General features: G+C 73.5%; 14 protein-coding genes. 3 read left to right on the top strand and 11 right to left on the bottom strand.

Annotated elements, in window-relative coordinates:
* Position 1 precedes the first annotated feature (1 nt).
* From HS041_RS36375 to HS041_RS36385, 3 genes are all read left to right on the top strand, one after another.
* Complete coding sequence (locus tag HS041_RS36375) at positions 2 to 871, top strand: branched-chain amino acid ABC transporter permease (protein WP_196445415.1); 870 nt, start codon at positions 2 to 4, stop codon at positions 869 to 871.
* A 29-nt stretch (positions 872 to 900) separates the two neighbouring features.
* Positions 901 to 1,923 (top strand): branched-chain amino acid ABC transporter permease, encoded by a 1,023-nt coding sequence (locus HS041_RS36380; RefSeq protein WP_196445416.1) that lies wholly within the window; start codon positions 901 to 903, stop codon positions 1,921 to 1,923.
* 71 nt (positions 1,924 to 1,994) lie between these two features.
* Positions 1,995 to 3,281 (top strand): ABC transporter substrate-binding protein, encoded by a 1,287-nt coding sequence (locus HS041_RS36385; RefSeq protein ID WP_230880264.1) that lies wholly within the window; start codon positions 1,995 to 1,997, stop codon positions 3,279 to 3,281.
* Positions 3,282 to 3,422: 141 nt separating this feature from the next.
* Here HS041_RS36385 and ptsP read toward each other — a convergent pair whose 3' ends face one another.
* The 11 genes from ptsP to HS041_RS36440 form a co-directional block, all read right to left on the bottom strand.
* A complete protein-coding gene (gene ptsP, locus HS041_RS36390; RefSeq protein ID WP_307845630.1) occupies positions 3,423 to 5,147 on the bottom strand; it encodes a phosphoenolpyruvate--protein phosphotransferase in 1,725 nt (574 codons plus the stop codon).
* Positions 5,140 to 5,424, bottom strand: a complete 285-nt coding sequence (locus HS041_RS36395; protein WP_196445417.1) for an HPr family phosphocarrier protein — start codon at positions 5,422 to 5,424, stop codon at positions 5,140 to 5,142. Before HS041_RS36395 ends, ptsP begins: the two co-directional genes overlap by 8 nt.
* A 58-nt stretch (positions 5,425 to 5,482) precedes the next feature.
* A complete protein-coding gene (locus HS041_RS36400; RefSeq protein ID WP_196445418.1) occupies positions 5,483 to 6,517 on the bottom strand; it encodes a zinc-dependent dehydrogenase in 1,035 nt (344 codons plus the stop codon).
* Positions 6,514 to 6,966, bottom strand: a complete 453-nt coding sequence (locus tag HS041_RS36405; RefSeq protein WP_196445419.1) for a PTS mannitol transporter subunit IIA — start codon at positions 6,964 to 6,966, stop codon at positions 6,514 to 6,516. The genes HS041_RS36400 and HS041_RS36405 overlap by 4 nt, the downstream gene beginning before the upstream one ends.
* A complete protein-coding gene (locus HS041_RS36410; RefSeq protein ID WP_196445420.1) occupies positions 6,959 to 7,279 on the bottom strand; it encodes a PTS lactose transporter subunit IIB in 321 nt (106 codons plus the stop codon). Before HS041_RS36410 ends, HS041_RS36405 begins: the two co-directional genes overlap by 8 nt.
* A gap of 3 nt (positions 7,280 to 7,282) precedes the next feature.
* Positions 7,283 to 8,404 (bottom strand): mannitol-specific PTS transporter subunit IIC, encoded by a 1,122-nt coding sequence (mtlA, locus tag HS041_RS36415; protein ID WP_196445421.1) that lies wholly within the window; start codon positions 8,402 to 8,404, stop codon positions 7,283 to 7,285.
* Positions 8,405 to 8,469: 65 nt separating this feature from the next.
* Entirely contained in the window at positions 8,470 to 9,420 is a 951-nt protein-coding gene (gene pfkB, locus HS041_RS36420; RefSeq protein ID WP_196445422.1) for a 1-phosphofructokinase, read from the bottom strand.
* Complete coding sequence (locus HS041_RS36425; protein WP_196445423.1) at positions 9,417 to 10,178, bottom strand: DeoR/GlpR family DNA-binding transcription regulator; 762 nt, start codon at positions 10,176 to 10,178, stop codon at positions 9,417 to 9,419. Before HS041_RS36425 ends, pfkB begins: the two co-directional genes overlap by 4 nt.
* 177 nt (positions 10,179 to 10,355) lie before the next feature.
* Positions 10,356 to 13,271, bottom strand: coding sequence for a PAS domain-containing sensor histidine kinase (locus tag HS041_RS36430; protein WP_196445424.1), 2,916 nt, complete (start codon positions 13,269 to 13,271; stop codon positions 10,356 to 10,358).
* 106 nt (positions 13,272 to 13,377) lie between these two features.
* Positions 13,378 to 14,601: a threonine--tRNA ligase gene (gene thrS / locus HS041_RS36435; protein ID WP_196445425.1), complete on the bottom strand. Its 1,224-nt coding sequence runs from the start codon at positions 14,599 to 14,601 to the stop codon at positions 13,378 to 13,380.
* A gap of 200 nt (positions 14,602 to 14,801) precedes the next feature.
* A complete protein-coding gene (locus HS041_RS36440) occupies positions 14,802 to 16,433 on the bottom strand; it encodes an amidohydrolase family protein (protein WP_230880265.1) in 1,632 nt (543 codons plus the stop codon).
* Between the last annotated feature and the right edge of the window lie 20 nt (positions 16,434 to 16,453).

The following is a 16,453-nucleotide window of genomic DNA, read 5'->3' on the forward strand; positions in this document are numbered from 1 at the left end:
GATGTCCGATCTGCTGCTCCAGGTGGTCCAGGGGCTCAGTCTGGGGGCCGTCTACGCGGGACTCGCACTGGCGCTGGTGCTCGTCCACCGTTTCACCGGGATCGTCAACTTCGCGCAGGGCGAGCTCGCCATGCTCTCGACGTACGTGGCCTGGCAGCTCCTCGATGCGGGCATGCCCTTCTGGGCTGCGCTTCCGGTCACCCTGGCCGTCTCGGTCGCCGGCGGCATGCTGGTGGAGCGGCTGGTCATCCGGCGGGTCGAGGGCGGCGGGGAACTGACGCTCGTGGCCGTGACGGTGGGGTTGCTGATCTTTGTCAACGCGGCCGCGGGGCTCGTGTGGTCCTTCGCCGTCCGTTCCTTCCCCAACCCCTTTCCCGCGGCGCTCGGCTTCGGCAGCGCGCAGAGCGGGTTCTCCGCGCTGGGCGTGCTCGGCGTGGTCGCCGTCGTGATGCTAGCGCTCTATGTGCTGTTCCGGCACACCGGTGCCGGGTTGATCATGCGGGCGGTCGTGGCCGACCCGGTCTCGGCCCGGCTGGCCGGCATCCGGGTCGGCAGGGTGCTCGGCCTCGGCTGGGGGCTCGCCGCCGGGGTCGGGGCCGTCGCCGGAGTGCTCGTCGCCCCGCTGCTGTTCCTGGAGCCGAACATGATGGGAGGCGTCCTGGTATACGCCCTGGCCGCCGCCGTCCTGGGCGCCTTCAGGGACCCGGTGGTGACCGTCGCGGCGGGGCTGGGGCTCGGCGTCGCCGAGACCTTGGCCGGAACCTACGTGGGGTTCGTCGGCGCAGACCTCAAGGTGGCCGTACCACTGCTGGTCATCGTCGCCGTCCTGCTGCTGCCCCGGCGCGCGGCGGAGACGGCTCCGGAAAGGTGAGGGAAAGGTGAGGGCGGGGTGAGGGCGGGGTGAACATCGCCGAGCGGACCGGCAGGCGCAGGCTGGCGGTCGGGTGGGAGGCGGGGGACCGCAGGCAGGTGTGGCCCTGGCCGCGGCTGACGCTGGCGGTGCTGGCCGTGGCCGCGTGCGCCGTGCCGTTCCTGCTGAACCCGTACCGGGTCTTCCAACTGACCATGGTGCTCGTGTACGGCGTCGCCCTTCTCGGGCTGAACCTCGTGGTCGGCCAGAGCGGTCAGATCTCCCTGGGGCACGGGGCGTTCCTCGCGCTCGGCGCCTATGTCCCGGCGGTCGCGACGGGCCCGCTCGGCCTGCCGCACCCGGTCGCCCTCCCGCTCTCGGCGCTGCTGGCCTTCGGGCTCGGGTTGGCCCTCGGCCTGCCCGCCCTGCGGCTGCGCGGGGTGTATCTGGCGGTGGTGACCTTGGCCATCGCCGTCGTCGTGCCACCTGTGATCAAGAGGTTCGGGGCCGTGACCGGCGGCTCGATGGGGCTGTCCGTGTCCGCGCCGTCCGCGCCGTCCTGGAGCGGGCTCGCCGACGATCAGTGGCTGTACCTGCTGGTGCTGGCCGTGGCCGCCGTGGCGTTCGCGGCGGTGCGCAACCTGCTCGGCTCGCGTGCCGGGCGGGCACTGGCGGCGATCCGGGAGAACCCCGAGGCGGCCGAGGTCCTGGGTGTGCGGATCGCCGCCCACCGGACCCTCGTGTTCGCGTGGAGCGCGATGTACGCGGGCGTGGCGGGGACGCTCTACGCGTGGGTCGTCGGGTTCGTCTCCCCGGACTCCTTCACCGTGACGCTCTCGATCGTGCTGCTCGCCGCGGCGGTGGTCGGCGGGCCGGACTCGCCGGCCGGGCCGCTGCTGGGCGCGATCTTCATGACGTTCGTCCCGGCCGCTGCGCAGGGGGCCGGCGACGCGGTTCCGGGCCTCGTCTCGGGGTTGGTGATCATCCTGGTCGTCTGCGCGGCCCCGGCCGGCCTGGCCGGGCTGCTGCGCATGGCCGCCGGTGCGGTGGCGCGCCGGCTCGGGAGGGAGTGACCGTGCGAGGAACCGGAGCGCGGATGCTGCGAGGAACCGGAGCGCGGATGCTGCGAGGAACCGGAGCGCGGATGCTGCGAGGAACCGGAGCGCGGATGCTTCCGGCGGTCGTCGTGCTCCTCCCGGCCCTCCTTCTGGGCGGGTGCCGTCTGGCCGGTGCGGACGAGGTCGTCCGCACCGGCTCCTGCGCCGGGCAGCAGAGCACCGGCATCACCCGGGACGCCATCAGGGTGGGAGGCGTCTACCCGCTGTCCGGGCCCGCCTCCGCCTACGGGGCGATCGCCTCGGGTGTGCGGGCCTATTTCGGCTACGTCAACGCCGGCGGCGGGGTGGACGGCCGGCGGATCGAGTTCGTCGTCCGCGACGACGGCTACCAGCCCGCCCGCGCGGTGGAGGAAGCCCGCAGGCTGGTGGAGCTGGAGGAGGTCTTCGCGATCTTCCAGACGGTCGGCACCCCGTCGACCGCGGCAGTGCGCGACTACGCGGCCCGCCGCCGGGTGCCGCAGGTCTTCGTGGCGACCGGGGCCTCCCGGTGGGGCGTCGACGCCGGGCACCCCTGGACCATCGGCTACCAGCCCAGCTATGTGGCCGAGGCCAGGGTCTACGCCCAGTACCTGAAGGAGACCGCGCCGCAGGCCACGGTGGCGGTGCTCTACCAGAACGACGACTTCGGCAGGGATCTGCGCGACGGTTTCGCCGACGCGGTCCGCGACAGCGGGGTGCGGGTCGTGGCGGAGCAGAGCTACGAGGTCACCGATCCGGGCGTGCAGGGGCAGCTCGCCAACCTCGCCTCCTCGGGTGCGGACGTCCTGCTGAGCGTCACCACGCCCAAGTTCGCCGCGCAGGCGTTCGCCGTCGACGCCGCGATCACCTCCTGGAACCCCCTGCACATCGTCAACAGCGTGGCCGTCTCTCCGGCCGTGATGGCGAGTGTGGACGTGCGGAAGGTGGGGGAGATCATGAGCGCCGCCTACCAGAAGGACGCCGCCGATCCGAAGTGGGCGGACGATCCCGCGGTCGGGGCCTACCGCGAGAGCCTGCTGCGGTACGCCCCCGAGGCGGATCCCGCCAGCCAGCAGGCCATGTTCGGCTGGACCGCCGCGCAGGCGTTCGTGAAGGCGCTCCAGCGGATGCGGTGCCCCACCCGCGAGGGGTTGCGCGAGGCGGTCCGCCACCTCGACGACGTGCCCGTCGACACCCTGCTTCCCGGGATCACACTCTCCACCGGTCCCGGGGACGGCTTCCCGATCGAGTCGATGATGCTGTCCAGGTTCGAGGACGGCCGCTGGTCGCCCTTCGGCAAGGTGATCGACACCCGCGCCGTGTTCGGCCCGGTCCGTACGGCCTCCGCGGGCTGATCCGCCCCTCGCCCGTCGTCCGCCGGGAGGGGCAGCGCCTCTCAGGCATGGAATCCGATCTTCTCCGGCTCCGGCTGCCGGGCGGTCAGCGCCAACGGAGGCAGGTGTCTCCCTCCCGCGAGGCTTCAGGGGATCGGTGGTCTACGCCGGCTCCTCCCGGGCCACGGCCTCGCGCGCCACCGCCGGGTCGTCGGCGTCGAGGGCGATACGGGCGTCCGCCTCGCACCGGGCCAGGGAGCGCCGGGCGAGCGCCTCGCGCACCGCCGCGACGGCCGGCGCCGACATGGACAGGCTGGTGACGCCGAGGCCGGCCAGGACCGTGGCCAGAAGGGGATCGGCCGCGGCCTCTCCGCACACTCCGACGGGCTTGCCCACAGCCCGGCCCGCCCGCACGCACCCGCCGACCAGCCGGAGCAGGCCGGGCTGCCACGGATCGAGCAGGTCGGCGAGCTCTCCGTGCTGGCGGTCGGCGGCGAAGGCGTACTGGCTGAGGTCGTTGGTGCCGATGCTGAGGAAGTCGAGGTCCCGCAGCAGCCGGTCCGCGCAGAGCGCGGCGGCCGGGACCTCGACCATCGCCCCGACGCGGGTGACCCCCCGCTCCCGGGCCCGTACGGCGAAGGCCGCCGCCTCGGCCGCGGTGGTCACCATCGGTGCCATCACCCACGGCCGCGAGCCGCAGGCCCGGGCGGCCTCGGCGATCGCGTCGAGCTGGACGTCGAGCACGTCCGGCCGCACCCGGCCGACCCGGAGCCCCCGCACGCCCAGCGCGGGGTTGGGTTCCTCGGGCAGGCCGAGGAAGGGCAGCGGTTTGTCCGTCCCGGCATCGAGTGTGCGGATCACGACCTTGCCGCCGGGAAAGGCCCGCAGCACCGCCTCGTAGGCGGCGACCTGCTCCTCGAACCCGGGAGCGTCCCGGCGGCCCAGGAAGAGGAACTCGGTACGGAAGAGTCCGACGCCCTCGGCCTCCACTCCGCCGCCCAGGTCGGTGGCCGAGCCGATGTTGAGCAGCAGCTCGACCGGGTGGCCGTCGGAGGTCCGGCCGGGACCGGAGCTCGCCGCCAGGCGGCGGCGCTCGGCGGCGGCCTCCCGCCGGACGCCCGCGGCGGTCTCCTCTCCGATGCCGGTCTCGACCCTCCCGGTCGTGCCGTCGGCCGCGACCCACGTCCCGTCGCCGATCTCCATGGCGCCCCGGCAGGCGACCACGGCGGGCAGGCCGCGGGCGCGGGCCAGGATGGCGGTGTGGCTGGTCGGCCCGCCCCTCTCGGTGACGAGGGCGAGCACGGTCCCGGGGTCCAGGGTCACCGTGTCGGCGGGGGAGAGGTCCTCGGCGACCAGGACGAAGGGGTGGCCCGGATCGGGGATGCCGGGTACCGGCAGCCCCAGCACCGCCGCGACGGCCCGGTTGCGGACGTCGTCGAGGTCGGCGGCGCGCTCGGCGAAGTGGCCGCCCGCGGCCAGCAGCGCCTCCCGGTGGTGGGCGCACGCGGCGTCGACGGCGTGCCCGGCGTCCATCCCCGCCGCGACGTTCTCCTCGGTCGTCTGGCGCAGCTCCGGGTCCGCGGCCATGAACGACTGCGCGTCCAGGATCGCGGCCGCCTCGGAGTCCGCGGCCTTCTTCGCACGCGCGGACAGCTCCGCGGCGACGGTCTCCAGAGCGCGCAGCGCCAGGCCGAGCTCCCGGGCCGGGTCGGCGACCGCGATCGGGTCCGGCAGGCGCGGCGGGCCCGCCATCCGGCAGACCCGGCCGGCCGCCCGTCCCGGGCTGACGCCCAGACCGCGCAGTGTCCCGGTCGCCGGGCCCCGCTCCGTCCCGGTCGCCGGGGAGGGTCCGGTCCCGGGTGCAGGGAACCCGCTCGTCTCAGCCACCGGAGATCTCCTCGGCGTCGAGGTCGCGGGCGAGGAGCCCGGCCAGGGAGTCGAGCGCGGCTTCCGCACCCGGTCCCTCCGCGTCGAGGGTGACCTGCGTCCCGCGCACGACGCCGAGCGCCAGTACGGCGAGCATGCTGGTGGCGGGGACGGGCCTGCCGTCGCCGACGCGGATGCGCACCGGCACCTCCTGGGCCGCCGCGGCCTGCACGAAGAGCTTGGCAGGACGGGCGTGCAGGCCCGCGCGCGATGCGACGGTGACTGTCCTCTCCGGCATCTTGGGATCTCCTCTCCGGGAGTGGTTCGGGGGATCGGGGGACGGTCCCGGTCCGGGGTCAGGGCTCGACGGTGACCTTGATGGCCTCGCCGCGGCTGACGATGCCGATCCCGTCCAGTACCTCGGGCAGCGGCAGCCGGTGGGTGATCAGGTCGGTGACCGGGACCGCCCCGTCGGCGATCAGCCGCAGCGCCTGGGCGTTGTGCGCGGGGCTGGAGCCGTTGGCTCCGACGATGGTCAGCTCCCGGTAGTGCACCAGGTTGGAGTCACACCGGATGATCGGATCGTCCTTGGGCAGGCCGCCGAAGAAGCTGATCCGCCCTTGGCGGGCGGCGATCCGCAGTGCCTGCTCCTGGGCCGCCCCGGAGGCCGCCGCGGTGACGACCACGTCCGCGCCCCGGCCCTCGGTCAGTTTGAGGACCTGCTCCACGGCGGAGTCACCGCCCTCGGCGTGCACGGCCGCGTCCGGCAGCACCAGCGCCGCGGCCGTCTCCAGCCGCTCGGCGTTGACGTCCACCAGGAAGACCCGGGCCGCCCCGCGTGAGCGGGCCAGCCGTACGTGCAGGCAGCCGATGGGACCCGAGCCCATGACGACGACGTCGTCGCCCTCGCCGACCCGGGCCAGCTCCTGGCCATTGAGCACGCAGGCGAGCGGTTCGGCCACCGACGCCTCGGCGAAGCCGACCTCGTCCGGGATGCGGTTGACGCCGTCCACGGCCAGGACCTTCGCGGGCACCACCATGTACTCGGCGAAGCCGCCGTCGTAGTGGTAGCCCATCGACTCCTGGTTCGGGCAGACCGTCATCCGGCCCCGGCGGCACTCCCCGCACGTCCCGCAGGGGATCGCGGCGATCACCTGCACCCGGTCGCCCGGCGCCCAGGGCCCGGTCCCGTCGACCACCTCACCGGCGATCTCGTGCCCCATGACGCGCGGCGGCCTGATGTGGTGGTGGCCGTGCTTGAGGATCTTGGCGTCGGTGCCGCAGGTCGAGCAGTTCCGCACGCGGATCCGCAGCTCGCCGGGGCCCGCCACGGGTTCGGGCGCGTCCTCGATGCGGATGTCGCCGGGGGCGTGGAAACGGGCGACCTTCACTGGTCCTCCTCGATCGGTTGCAGCAGCCGGACCACCTCGGCGACCTCCGCGGCCTCGCGCAGGGCCCGGGCGCGGCCGGGGTCCATCAGGATCCGGGCGAGCTCGGACAGCAGCCGCACGTGGCCGTCGCCGCGGGCGGCGATGCCGACGCAGACCGTCACCCGCTCGCCGTCCCAGTCGACGCCCTCCGGGAAACGGAGCACGCAGATCGCGTCGTGGCGGACGACGTCCTTGGCGGCGAGCGTGCCGTGCGGGATCGCCACCCCCTCGCCCACGTAGGTCGAGATCGTGCGTTCCCGCTCCAGCATCGCGTCGAGGTAGGGGGCCTCGACCGCACCGACCTCCAGCAGGGCCCGGCCGCACTGCAGGATGGCGTCGTCGCGGCCCGAGGCCGTGGCGTCCAGCCGTACGGCACGCGGGTCGAGGGGGAGCGGGGCCGTCTCAGGCATCGACGGTCCCGCCCTTCTTGATCGCGTCGATCAGCCGGGTCACCGCGGGGTCGCCGATGAAGACCTGGAAGGGGATCAGCACGGTGTCCGGGGCCTTCGCGGAGATCACGGCCCTGGCGCGGGCGGCCAGGCCGGCGTGGCAGAGCACCACGTCGGCGTCGCCGGGGATGGAGTTGACCGGGGTGTGCACCACCTCGATCCCCTCTCCCTTGAGCTGCCTGCGGACCTGGGTGGCGAGCATGACGCTGCTGCCCATGCCCGCGTCGCAGGCTATGACGATCTTGCGGATGTCCTTGCGCTCGATGCCGCTCACGGATCATGCCTCCTTGCTGGTGGACGGGGTCGCGGGCTCGGCCGGCCCCTGGGCGGAGTCCTCTTCGGGGGCCTCGCGCTCGCCCCGGCCGAAGCCCATGAGCACTGCGGCGACCGCGAAGGAGACGGCGGTGGCGATGAGGATTCCGGCGACGGAGGCGAACCAGCCGCCCTTGGGCGTCACCGCGAGGTAGGCGAAGACGCTACCGGGGGAGGGCGGGGCCACCAGGCCCCCGCCGGTGAGGAGGAAGGTGAGGATCCCCGCGGCGCCGCCGGCGATGACGGCGAGGATCAGGCGCGGCTTCATGAGGACGTACGGGAAGTAGATCTCGTGGATGCCGCCGAGGAAGTGGATGATCATCGCGGCCGGGGTGCTGGGGCGCAGCGCACGGGGGCCGAAGAACAGGAAGGCCAGCAGCAGCCCGAGGCCGGGGCCCGGGTTGGTCTCCAGCATGAACAGGATGGACCTGCCCTGCTCGGCGGCCTCGGCCACGCCCAGCGGGCTGAGCACGCCGTGGTTGATGGCGTTGTTGAGGAACAGGACCTTGGCGGGTTCGATCAGGATCGAGGCCAGCGGGAGCAGGTTGTTGCCCACCAGCCAGCCGACGGCGTCGCCCGCCGCCTCGGTGACCGCCCGGACCACGGGGCCGATGCCCCACACGCCCAGCAGCGCCATGGCGCCGCCGACGATGCCCGCGGTGAAGTTGTCCACCAGCATCTCGAAGCCGGCCCTGGTGCGCTGCTCGGTGAAGCCGTCCACCAGCTTGAGCAGGTAGGCGGTGAGCGGGCCGACGATCATGGCGCCGAGGAACATCGGGACCTCGGAGCCGACGACCACGCCCATGGTGGCGATCGCGCCCACCACGGCGCCGCGCTGGCCGTGGACCATCCGTCCGCCGGTGTAGCCGATCAGCACGGGAAGCAGGATCGTGACCATCGGGCCGACGAGGGCGGCGAGGCTTTCGTTGGGCAGCCAGCCCGTGGGGATGAAGAGCGCGGTGATCAGGCCCCAGGCGATGAAGGCGCCGATGTTCGGCATGATCATCCCGGCGAGGTGCCCGCCGAAGCGCTGGATGGAGGCTCTCATCCCGGTTCCCCGGACGGCCGGGGTGTAGTCGGTGGTCATATGGTGGTGCTCCTTCCGGGGCGACCGGCGGGGGGACCGGTCAGGGGGGTGGTGGTGCGGCGCTGTCAGCCCCCGGGCCGCAGCGGCAGGGCGGGGTCGGCGGTGGAGGTGCGGATGCGGTCGCGGCGGACGGCGGCGATGTCCGCGGGGCCGGGCATCCGGCTGCCGGGCAGCGCCACCGCGGCGCTCGCCCAGGCCAGCGCCTCGGCCAGGGCTTCCTCACCGCGGGCCCCGGCGGCCAGGAAGCCCGCCAGCATGGCGTCGCCGGCTCCGACGGTGCTGCGCGGCTCGGAGACCGGGCCCTCGCCGTACCAGGTCCCGTCATCCTGGAGCAGGACCGCGCCGTCGGCGCCGAGGCTGGCCAGGACCGTGCGCGCGCCCATCGCCCGGAGCCTGCGCGCCGCCTCGACCGCGTCGCCGAGCGTGGTGATCGCCATGCCGGTCGCCTCGGCGAGCTCTTCGCGGTTCGGCTTGACCAGCGCGGGTCCGGCGGGCAGTGCGGCGGTCAGGGCGGGCCCGCTGGTGTCGACCGCGACGAGGATCCCGGCGCGGGCGAAGCGGCGGCAGAGCCGGGCGTAGAGGTCGGCCGGGACCCGCGGGGGCAGGCTGCCGGAGGCGACCACCCAGTCCGCCGAGCGCGCGGCGCCGAGCACCGCCTCGGCCACCGCGTCCAACTCGGCCGCGGACAGGGCCGTGCCCGGCTCGTTGACCTTCGTCACCGTGCCGTCGGACTCGGCCAGTGCGACGTTGGACCGGGTCGGTCCGGTCACCGGGACGGTCACCATGTCGATGCCCTCGGCCGAGAGGAGGGTGACGAGCCGCCTGCCCTCGTCGCCGCCGAAGGGCACGACCGCGCAGGACGGCACCCGGTTGGCCAGCAGCGCGCGGGAGACGTTCACCCCCTTGCCGCCGGGGTCGAGGTGGGCCGCGGCGGCGCGGATGACCGCGCCGCGGGTCAGGGACCCGACCTCGATCGTCCGGTCCAGGCTGGGATTGATGGTGAGGGTGACGATCACGCCCGCACCACCTCGGGCCCGGCCGCCGCGATGTCGGCCGCGATCGCCGCGTCCAGGCCGGTATCGGTGATCACGACGTCGATCTCGGGCAGGTCCGCGAATCGGGCCAGGTAGGTGTTGGCGAACTTGGTGTGGTCGGCCAGCAGCACGCTGCGCTGGGCCGCGCCGATCATCGCCCGCTTGATCGCGGCCTCGGCCGGGTCGGGCGTGGTCAGCCCTCTGGCCGCCGAGCAGCCGTTGGTCGCCATGAACGCCACGTCCACGTGCAGACCGGCCAGCGGGCGCAGGGCCCAGTCGTCGACGGTGGCCAGCGTCCGCCCGCGGACCCGGCCGCCCAGCATGATCACGCTCAGGTTGGGCCGGACGGCCAGCACGGTGGCCAGGGGCGGGGAGTTGACGATGACCGTCAGCTCCCGGTCGGCGGGCAGGGCCTGGACCAGCCGGGCGGTGGTCGTCCCGGCGTCGATGATGATCGCCCCGTCGTCCGGCAGCTCGCCGAGGGCGGCCTTGGCGATGCGCTCCTTCTCCTGGGTCATCACCTCGTCCCTGGCGGCCAGGGCCGGCTCGAAGCCCAGCCGCTCCACCGGGATGGCGCCGCCGTGCACCCGCCGCAGCACACCCGCGCGCTCGAGCGCGGTGAGGTCGCGGCGGATGGTCTCGGTGGTGACGGCGAACTCCTCCGCCAGCGTCACCACGTCGACCCGCCCGGCCTCCCGCGCGCGCCGCAGGATCTCCTGCTGCCGCTCCTCGGCGTACATAGTTGTGATTCACCGCCATTTCCATGTTGTTTCCCATTTGTTTACACCCGAGTGTGTGGGAAAACAAGAGGTGTGACAGGCCGAGTGGAACGCGCAGGGACGGACATCCACGGGGATCTCGGAGCAGGCGGACCTGCGACGTGCGCCTCCGGCACCCCCGGCCCCGGCCCGACGCCGTCAGTGCGAGGACGACGCCACGGGGGCGGCGGGCAGGCGGACGGTGAAGACGGTGCCGCCCTGCGCACCCGGGGCGGCGGCGACGGCGCCGCCGTGCGCCTCCACGATGGCCCTGGTGATCGACAATCCCAGGCCGGTGCCCTCGATGCCGGCATCGAGGGCCGTGGAGGCGCGGAAGAACCGGGTGAACAGCTGGTCGTACTGCTCGGGAGGGACGCCGATGCCGGAGTCGGCGACGCTGAGCACGACCTGAGGACGGGCGTCCTCCCCGCCACCGCCGTTGTCGTCGCTGCGGACGGTGACGGCGACGCTGCCGCCGCCGGGGGTGTACTTGATCGAATTCGACAGCAGGTTGTCGAGCACCTGGCGCAGCCGGACCGGGTCACCGTGCACGGTGGGCTCGCCGGCCACCTCGGCCGTGACGGTGAGCCGCTTGGCCTGGGCGGCGGGCCGGTGCTCGACGACGGCGTCGGCGACCAGTTCGCCCAGCGCCACCGGCTGCGGAGTGAGGGCGATGCAGCCGGATTCGAAGCGGGCCAGCTCCAGCAGGTCGTCGACCAGGTGCTGCAGATGGGCGGTTTTCCGGTCGATGACCTCGACGAAGCGCCGTTGCCCGGAGGTGAGGCCGGTATCGTCGGCGAGCATCTCGGCGTAGCCGCGGATGGCGCCGATGGGATTGCGCAGCTCGTGGGTGACCAGCGCCATCAGCTCGTCCTTCATCGCATCCAGCTCGCGCAGTCGCCGCACCTGCTCCTGCTGCCGGGCCAGCAGGCGTTCCCGCTCTTCGGCGATGAGGTGGCGGGAAGTGACGTCGGTGGAGACGCCGTCGACGAACAACCGCTCCCCTTCGCGGCGGGGCAGGGCGCGGGTCCAGATCCACCGCGTGCGGCCGTCCAGGCCGGTGAGCCGGTATTCCAGCTGGGCGGGCCGTCCTCCGCGCAGCGTGCGGCAGTAGGCGTCGAAGGCCGGCCGGTCCTCGGGGTGCACCAGGCGGGTCAGGAAGTCGATCATGTCGTCGCTCTCGGTGGCGACCCGCTGTCCCAGCACGCCCAGGCCGGAGGCGCTGATGTAGACCGGCCGGGCCTTGCCGTCGGCCATGATCTCCGCGGTCCAGATGTTGTCGTTGACCTGGGCGACGAGACGTTCGAACTGGCGGCGGTTCTCGGCCAGGGCGACGGTGAGCTCCTCGGCGTGGCGGCGTTCCAGGTAACGGCCCATCTGGGCGCAGATGCCCTTCAGCATGTCCGTCAGGTCGGCATCGGGTTCCTGGACGGCGTCGGTGAAGAAGGTCAGTACGCCCAGCACTTTCTGGCCCCCGCTGTGGACCGGCAGTCCGATCGCGGTGTGCAGCCCCGCCTGGAGGGCTTGCCGGATGCGGGTGACGTCGCGCCGGTCGGCCGGCAGGTCGGCCGACCACATCGCCTCGCCGCGCGCCCACACCAGGCCTGCCAGCCCGTGGCCGCGTTCGAAGGTGAGCGTCCGGTCGCCGGTGAAGCGCGACACATCCCATCCGGGGGTGTTCCAGGAGGCGAGCCGGGTGATGGCGTCGCCGCCGATCTCGACCTCCCAGTACTCGCCGCACACCCAGCCCAGGCTCTGGACCACCCCCGCCAGCACTCCGGTGGCGGCCTGCTCGCTGTCGGCGGCCTCGGCCAGCGCCTGGGCAACCGAGTGCTGGGCTTGGCGAAGCATCTGCGTGCGGCGCTGGGCGGTGATGTCGTGCACGGCGATCACCGCTCCCAGCGTCCGGCCGTCGTCACCGGTGATGGGACGGGCGTTGACCGACAGGTAGCGCGAGGTCTGGCCGGGCGGGCGGGTGACGAGTTGCCGGCCCTGCAGGTACTGGCCGGCCAGGGCGCAGGCCAGGGGGGTCTGCTCGTCGCGCAGCGGGGTGCGCCCGTCGGCCTCGAACAGGTGGAGGGACGCGGCCGCCCCCTTGATGGTGGGAGGCAGCGGCGCGTGGGAGTGCAGTTGCCGCATGGTCCGGCTGGCGAACACCGCGCGTCCATCGGGGGCAGCGGCGATCACCGCCACGTCCAGGCTGTCGAGCAGCGCGCGGAGGAAGGTGCGCTCTTCCTCCAGTTGCTTGGCGGCCTGCTGGTCGCTGATGTCGCGCACGCACACCGACAGCACGGGCCCGGCCTGCCCGCCGAACCCGTCGGCTGCGACGGGGGCGATGCCGGTGCGGACGCTCACCTCGGCGGGGAAGGCCCGTCCGTCGCGGTCGCACAGCGTCGCCTCCACGGACACGTCCGTGCCGTCGGCGCGAACCTGCTGCAACGCGTACTGCCAGGTCGGCCGCGAAGCGGACACGAAGACCAGCTCACCCAGCGGCCGGCCCAGCGCTTCGGCCGCGGACCGGCCGAAGCGCTGCTCGGCCGCCGAGGTCCAGGTGCGTATCCGCCCGGCGGCGTCGATGTCGACCACCGCTTCGTAGGCGTGTTCCAGGACCGCACGCAACCGGTAGACCTGCCGATGGGCCACGATCTCGTCCTCGGCCAGGTGTGCCAGATCATCGGCCAGTGCCAGCTGCGCCGCGTCCCACACGTGCGGCCGGGTGTCGAGCGCGCACAGAGTTCCCAGCACGCGCCCGTCGGCGTCGTGCAGCGGCAACCCCGCCCAGGCGGCCGCGCCCTTCCCCTGCGCCGCCCGCTCACGCCGGCCGACGCGGGCGTCGGTGACGACCGATGCCGCGTCACGGGCCGCGACACGCGCGCACACCGACGCCGTCACAGGCCTGGCCGTGTCGTCGATGCCCGTCGCGGCGACCACCACTTGACCGCCGCCGTCGCTGAGGGAGACGACCGCAGCCGGGGCGTGCAGCGAGGCGGCGGTGAGGCGGACCAGCCGATGCAGCCCGTCGGCCACCGGCCCGTCCCGCAGCCCGGCAGCCGACGGGTATGCGGTCCGGCCCATGCTGGCTGCTCCCACGATGATCCCCTCCCCCAGAACCGCATGCCTTTTGTGTGCTTTCACGCCCTATGGGGTATTACCCGTGTGATGCCTCGCCACCCGTGCCGCGTCAGCGAGGGGCCGCCTCCCGCAGGAGCAGGGCGACCACCTCGGCGGCGGGGCGCGGTTCCAGGCGGGAGCCGTCGCGCAGGCGGAGCGAGACCTGCCCGGCCGCCGCCTCCCTCGGCCCGACCACCGCCTGGTACGGCACCAGCCTGCCCGCCCTGACCCGGGCCCCGAGGGTGCCGTGCTCCGGTCCCGCCAGCTCGCCACGGAGCCCCGCCTCCTCGCACGAGCGCAGGAAGTCCGCGGCCGCGGGGAACTCGGCCTCGGAGACCGGCAGCACCACCACCTGGACCGGGGCGAGCCAGGCCGGGAACGCCCCGCCGTACAGCTCGATCAGGTGGGCGACCAGGCGCTCCAGGCTGCCGACCACGCTGCGGTGCACCATCACCGGCCGGCGCATGCGCTGGTCGGGGCCGATGTACTCCAGGCCGAACCGGCCCGGCTGGAACAGGTCCACCTGCACAGTCGAGAGGGTCGACTCGCGCCCGGCCGGATCGGTGACCTGCACGTCGATCTTCGGGCCGTAGAAGGCGCCCTCCCCGGCCGCCTCCTCGTACGGCAGGCCGCGTTCCTCCAGCGCCCCGCGCAGGATCGCCTCGGCCCGTCCCCACATGGCCGGGTCGTCGATGTACTTGCCCCCGCCGCCCCGCAGCGAGAGCCGGTGACCGGAGGCGGTGACGCCCAGCGCCCGGTGGGCCTCCTCGATCATCGCCAGCGCGGCCGCCACCTCCCGGCCCGCGTCCTCGGCGGCGCAGAACACGTGGCCGTCGTTGAGCTGGACGGCCCGCACCCGCGCGAGCCCGCCGAGGACCCCCGACAGTTCGGCGCGGTGCATGCCGCCCAGCTCGGCCAGGCGCAGCGGCAGGTCCCGATGGCTGCGCGGCCGGGACCGGAAGATCAGCGCGTGGTGCGGGCACAGGCTCGGCCGCAGCACGAACTCCTCGCCGCCGACGGTCATCGGCGGGAACATGTCCTCGCGGTAGTGCGCCCAGTGGCCGGAGATCTCGTACAGCTCGCGTTTTCCCATGACGGGGGAGTGGACGTGCCGGTAGCCGGCGCGCCGCTCGGCCCGGTGGACGTAGTCCTCCACCGCGTGCCGTACCGCGGCGCCCGCCGGCAGCCAGAACGGCAGGCCCTTGCCGATCAGCGGGTCGGTGTCGAACAGGTCGAGCTCGCGGCCCAGGCGGCGGTGGTCGGGCCGGTGCTGGTCGGACTGGTGGTCGAGCATGGCGGTCTCCTCGCTTCGGGAAAGGCGAGCGACCAACGACGAAGCCCCGGGCGCTCGCCCGGGGCTTCGTTTCACGACAGATGTCAGCGCGCCGGGACGGTCTCCGGCGTCGTCGTCACATGGGCGCGCTTCATGCCCGCCACGGTAGCCGACCGGCCGGGGCGGCGCCAGCGCTTTCCCGGCCGGTCGGCCGTGTCACCTCACGGGGCCCGCGACGCCGCGGCCTCCCAGGTGCGCAGGTAGGCCTCGGCTCCGGCTGCCATGTCCTGGACGAGCTCGTCGCCCGCGACCAGCCGCATGTCCTCGATCCAGTCGGGGACCAGGCCGTAGTGGGCGACCCCGTCGACGTTGACGTCCCAGACCCGCTCGCCGGTGCGCTGCCGTTCCAGCGTGACCGCGCCGTCGAAGGAGGTGAACGGATAGGTCACCGGGCCGGCCGTGCCGCCGGGGCGGACCGAGGGCAGCGAGCCCAGGCCGTTGGCGTCCAGGCCGTAGCCGTATCCGGGGCGCCCGAACTCCTGGCGCAGCGGCAGGCTCGCCCGCCAGGTCGCGGCGAACTCCTCGGCCTGGTGGCCGTAGGCCGTGACCATCCCGCCGAGCCGGTAGATCCGGCGGAGGTAGCCCGGGTCGGTCCAGCTGTGCGAGGAGACCACCCCCGCGTATCCCTCGGCCTCCAGCAGGTCCAGGGTCCGGCCCGCGGCCTTGACGCTCATGTGGTCGATCTCGATGATCATCCCGCGCCGCATCATGCCCTTGACCATGTACTCGCCCAGGCTCGTCAGACCCCTGGTGTTGCAGTGCGGGGCCGGGGGATACAGCGGCAGCCCGACGCCCCGGGGCAGCAGCCGGGCCAGCTCGGGCGGGAGCACCCCGGCCTTCTCGATGGTGTTGTCGTGCTCCGGCCCGGTGCACGTCCGGGCGCTCCAGAACCTGCCGGTGGACAGGAGGTTGCCCAGGTTGACGATGACGCCCTGGGTGCCGGAGTCGAAGCGCACGCCGCACAGCGCGTTGTCGTACTTGTGGCAGACGAACATGCTGCGCACACCGAGCGACTGCATCTCGTCCAGGCCCCGGTCGATCTGCGCCTTCGTGCAGTGCGGGATGCCCAGGGTCTGGCGGCAGCCGAAGGGTTCGGAGGTCTCCACGCCGAGGACCACCGCGAGCTTGCCCGCCGCGATCACCTGCCGGGCCTCGGCGGGGGACCGTACGACCCGGAACCAGCCCCGGCCGGGGCCGCCGGCGCGGGCGTCGATGAAGTCCTGCATCTCGAAGGTGCGCTGGGCCTGGAGGCGGAGTGAGTCCATCTCGTCGCAGGCGTTCCGCTTGAGCGGGTAGATCGCGCACAGTTGACGGTTGGCGACCAGGTGGTTGACCAGGACGCGGAGGCCGCCGCGCCAGGCCCGCTCGACCCAGCGGTGGTAGGTCTGCTGGTGGGTGAGCGAGTCGTTCGCCGGCCAGCTGCGGAAGGTCGGCCAGCCGACCGGGTCGTGGGTGCCGGTGGGGGAGCCGGTCCGGGTGAAGTTCTCGAACCAGGCGGCCTCCCCGTTGGGGAAGTGGTCGGGACAGTCGGTCAGGGCGTGGTCGATGCCGTCGGGGTCGAACGGCTTGCCGCACAGCAGCATGCCGCCGAACGCCTCATACGACATGAGGTGGGTGTGTCCGTCGACGAACCCGCGGACCGGGTCGGCGCTTCCCGGCGGCTCGCCGATGGTGCCGACCTCCGACTCGGGAGGGGCGGGGGTGGCCGTGGCGGCGGTTCCCGCCATGGTCAGAGCCCCGACGAGGACGAATGCGACGGCAAGAGACCTGGTGAGCCTGGTGATGATGGCCATGGGCACCTCTGGGCGCACGG

It is taken from the genome of Planomonospora sp. ID67723 (assembly GCF_015711605.1).
GTDB lineage: Bacteria > Actinomycetota > Actinomycetes > Streptosporangiales > Streptosporangiaceae > Planomonospora_A.

Bases quoted from the DNA above. Each gene is read 5' to 3' on its own strand.
- HS041_RS36405 (WP_196445419.1), bottom strand. From the start codon at position 6,966: ATGCCTGAGACGGCCCCGCTCCCCCTCGACCCGCGTGCCGTACGGCTG.
- thrS (WP_196445425.1), bottom strand. From the start codon at position 14,601: ATGCTCGACCACCAGTCCGACCAGCACCGGCCCGACCACCGCCGCCTG.
- HS041_RS36395 (WP_196445417.1), bottom strand. From the start codon at position 5,424: ATGCCGGAGAGGACAGTCACCGTCGCATCGCGCGCGGGCCTGCACGCC.
- HS041_RS36425 (WP_196445423.1), bottom strand. From the start codon at position 10,178: ATGTACGCCGAGGAGCGGCAGCAGGAGATCCTGCGGCGCGCGCGGGAG.
- HS041_RS36430 (WP_196445424.1), bottom strand. From the start codon at position 13,271: ATGGGCCGGACCGCATACCCGTCGGCTGCCGGGCTGCGGGACGGGCCG.
- HS041_RS36440 (WP_230880265.1), bottom strand. From the start codon at position 16,433: ATGGCCATCATCACCAGGCTCACCAGGTCTCTTGCCGTCGCATTCGTC.
- HS041_RS36375 (WP_196445415.1), top strand. From the start codon at position 2: ATGTCCGATCTGCTGCTCCAGGTGGTCCAGGGGCTCAGTCTGGGGGCC.
- HS041_RS36385 (WP_230880264.1), top strand. From the start codon at position 1,995: ATGCTGCGAGGAACCGGAGCGCGGATGCTTCCGGCGGTCGTCGTGCTC.
- mtlA (WP_196445421.1), bottom strand. From the start codon at position 8,404: ATGACCACCGACTACACCCCGGCCGTCCGGGGAACCGGGATGAGAGCC.